This is a genomic window from Stenotrophomonas pictorum JCM 9942 (genome assembly GCF_001310775.1).
In the GTDB taxonomy this organism is placed as follows: domain Bacteria; phylum Pseudomonadota; class Gammaproteobacteria; order Xanthomonadales; family Xanthomonadaceae; genus Stenotrophomonas; species Stenotrophomonas pictorum.
In genome coordinates this window covers 1-2,989 of record NZ_BAZI01000320.1, presented here as the reverse complement: position 1 = coordinate 2,989, position 2,989 = coordinate 1, and the positions used below count along the sequence as shown (strand labels likewise).

Annotated in this window: 5 protein-coding genes; 3 read left to right on the top strand and 2 right to left on the bottom strand. The window is 69.6% G+C overall.

Going from position 1 to position 2,989, the window contains the following annotated elements; genetic code table 11:
• On the top strand, positions 1 to 255 hold a 255-nt coding region (locus JCM9942_RS13040), incomplete at its 5' end, for an ATP-binding protein (RefSeq protein WP_256202383.1).
• 3 nt (positions 256 to 258) lie between these two features.
• On the opposite strand, the gene JCM9942_RS13035 is transcribed toward JCM9942_RS13040, so the two are convergent.
• Both JCM9942_RS13035 and JCM9942_RS13030 read right to left on the bottom strand, forming a co-directional pair.
• Entirely contained in the window at positions 259 to 1,068 is an 810-nt protein-coding gene (locus JCM9942_RS13035; protein ID WP_054660195.1) for a M90 family metallopeptidase, read from the bottom strand.
• Positions 1,035 to 1,313, bottom strand: coding sequence for a hypothetical protein (locus JCM9942_RS13030; RefSeq protein WP_241772665.1), 279 nt, complete (start codon positions 1,311 to 1,313; stop codon positions 1,035 to 1,037). Before JCM9942_RS13030 ends, JCM9942_RS13035 begins: the two co-directional genes overlap by 34 nt.
• Positions 1,314 to 1,438: 125 nt before the next feature.
• On the opposite strand from JCM9942_RS13030, the gene birA reads away from it, so the two are divergent.
• Positions 1,439 to 2,404 (top strand): bifunctional biotin--[acetyl-CoA-carboxylase] ligase/biotin operon repressor BirA, encoded by a 966-nt coding sequence (birA, locus tag JCM9942_RS13025; protein WP_054660191.1) that lies wholly within the window; start codon positions 1,439 to 1,441, stop codon positions 2,402 to 2,404.
• On the top strand, positions 2,401 to 2,989 hold a 589-nt coding region (locus JCM9942_RS13020), incomplete at its 3' end, for a type III pantothenate kinase (protein WP_054660189.1). The genes birA and JCM9942_RS13020, both read left to right, overlap by 4 nt.

The following is a 2,989-nucleotide window of genomic DNA, read 5'->3' as shown; positions in this document are numbered from 1 at the left end:
CCGATCCCCGCCGCGCCGGGACGCCGCGCCGGCCTGCAGCTGGCGGTGGACGATGATGGCCCGGGCATCGCCGAGGAGAATATCGCCAAGGTGCTGCAGCGCGGTGTACGCGGTGACGAGCGGGTACAGGGCCATGGCATCGGCCTGTCGATCGTGCAGGACCTGATCAAGGACTATCGCGGCGAACTGCAGGTCAAGCGCTCGGCCGAGCTGGGCGGGGCCCGTTTCGAAGTGACGCTGCCGCCGGGGCTGTGAGGTTCAGGCGCCGTCGAGGGCGGCGAGCACGTCGGCAAACGGCGACGGGCCATAGAAGCGGCGCAGGTGTGCGGCCACGGCCGGCATCGCCTGCTCCAGCAGTTGCGGTGCGGAGAAGTGGTACTCGCTGACGACCGCAAAGAACTCCTCCGGGGCTTCGGCCGCATACGGATCCACAGCGGTGTCCTCGCCGTTGTCCACCTGCCGGCAGAAACGGTCATAGCACTGCTGGAAATCGCGCGCCCACTGCTTCTGCCACTCCCGCGGCAGCGGCGGCGTGCCATCCATCGCACCATCGAGCAGGTCGATCTTGTGCGCCATCTCGTGCACGGCCACGCAGAACCCGGCCTGCGGATCGGCGATATCGGCCTGCACATCGGCCCAGGACAGGATCAGCGGACCGCTGTCCCACGCCTCGCCGATAAGTTCGTCATCCCATTCGTGCAGGATGCCGGCCGCGTCCAGATGGCTGCGGCGCACGCGGAACGCATCGGGATAGACCACCAGTTCGGACCAGCCGTGCAGGCCTTCGGCACCGAACTCGATCAGTGGCAGGCAGCACAGCGTGGCCAGCAGCAGGCGCTGGGCCGGATCCAGTTCCAGCCCGGCGACCGCGGTGATGGTTTTCCGCTGCAGGAACCGCGCGACCAGCTCGCGCAGGCGGCGCTCGCGTTGCGGGACAAGCGGCCGCACCCACGGGCAAGCCTCGCGGACCTGCAGCCAAAGCGCGTCATCAACCGGAGGTGGCGGGCGTTGCCACCAGCGCCCGAACCCAGGGATCAGCGGAACATGCCCGGCAGCAGGCGGTGCCACTTCGGTGCGCGCAGGCGGGGGATGATTTCCTCATCGCTGCCACCGCCGGCCGGCGGTGTGGTGCGCTTTGACGCCGGCGCTGGCGCGCCGCTGGCCAGATTCACCGATGCCGCTGGCACTGCAACCCGCTCCACTTCGCTGGGAGCGTAGGTGCAGCCGGTGTTGCTGGAGCCATTGAGCGCTTCGGAGGCCTGCGCTGCAACCGGCGTCAACAACAGGATCAGGCAATGTGCGAGGTGGCGCATCGACAACATCCAGAGCGGGCGAGCTCCCGATTCTAGCCTGCTTTTTTGCCTGAATTGGTTCGTGTGCTGGGCGCCCTGCCGGGCATCCCGCATAATTTCGCCGATTGTTTCGAGGAATAGCTGCCGTGGATGACCGCGAACTGCTGGCCAAGCTGGGGGCCGGGCCCCTTTCCGGCGATGCGCTGGCCCGCGAGCTGGGGCAGACCCGGGCCGCAGTCTGGAAGCGTATCCAGGGCCTGCGCGCGGCTGGCGTGGCGATTGACGGCCGCGCGGGCGACGGCTACCGGCTTGAACGTCCGGTGGAGCTGCTGTCGGCTGCGACGATCCGCGCGGCGTTGGCGCCGGACGTGGCGAATCTGCTGGCGGATCTGCAGGTGGGCTGGACGGTGGCCTCGACCAACAGCGAATTGCTGCAGCGCAGCACGCCTGGGCGCGGGGTGGAGGTGCTGCTGGCCGAGCGCCAGACCGGTGGCCGTGGACGGCGCGGCCGGCATTGGGCCTCGCCCTTGGCCGCACATGTGTACCTGTCGCTGTCGCGCGCGTTTCCCGGAGGCCTGTCGCGGATGGGCGGGCTGAGCCTGGCGATGGGCGTGTCCACGGTGGAGGCGCTGCATGCCCTGGGGTTCACCGGCGCCGGCCTGAAGTGGCCCAACGATGTGATGGTGGACGGGCGCAAGCTCGGCGGCCTGCTGGTGGAGGGCGGTGGCGAGTTCGCCGGTCCGGCGCGCGCGGTGATCGGACTGGGCTTGAATGTGCATATGCCCCCGGCGGTGGCCGCGGATATCGGACAGCCGTGGATCGATCTGCAAACGCTCGGCACCGCGCCGGTCTCGCGCAATGCGGTGGTCGCCGCGCTGCTGTCGCGATTGCTGCCGGCGCTGGAATTGTTCGAACAGCAGGGTCTGGCGCCGTTCCTGCCGCGTTATGCGGCGATGGACGTGCTGGCCGGACGGGTGGTGCGGATCGAGGAGGCCGGCGTGCTGCATGAGGGTCACGCCTGCGGACTGGCCGAGGATGGCGCGCTGCGGGTGCGCATCGACGGGCGGGAAACCTGCTTCCATGCCGGCGAAGTCAGCGTGAGGGCGGCATGAGCGACTGGTTGTTCGATCTGGGCAATTCGCGGTTCAAGTTCGCGCAGCTGGTGGAGGGCGGCGTGGGTCCGGTGCAGGCCTGGGCGCACGGTGCCGAGGCGATGACCGCCTCCGCGCTGCAGGCGCTGCCACGGGGGGGTACCGCGTGGGTCGCCAGCGTGGCGGCCAGCACGCTGACGGCCGAGGTGATGACGGTGCTGGACGCCCGCTTCGCGCGGGTACAGGTGGCGCGCACGCAGGTCGAATGTGCCGGTGTGCGCATTGCCTATGCGCGTCCGGAAAAGTTCGGCGTGGACCGTTTTCTCGCCCTGTTGGCCGCCGCGCGTGCGCGCCAGCCGGTACTGGTGGTGGGGGTTGGAACCGCACTGACGATCGATCTCATGGATGGCGATGGGCTGCACCGCGGTGGCCGGATCGGTGCCTCGCCGACGGTGATGCGGCAGGCCCTGCATGCCCGTGCGGCGCAGTTGCCGGCCAGTGGCGGTGACTACGCCGAGTTCGCCAACGATACGGCCGACGCCCTGGCATCGGGCTGTGACGGGGCTGCCGTGGCGCTGGTAGAGCGCAGCCTGCGCCTTGGCGCGG

What these genes read in the sequence shown, in the direction of transcription:
- JCM9942_RS13030 (WP_241772665.1), bottom strand. Translation starts at nt 1,313, where the DNA reads ATGCGCCACCTCGCACATTGCCTGATCCTGTTGTTGACGCCGGTTGCA.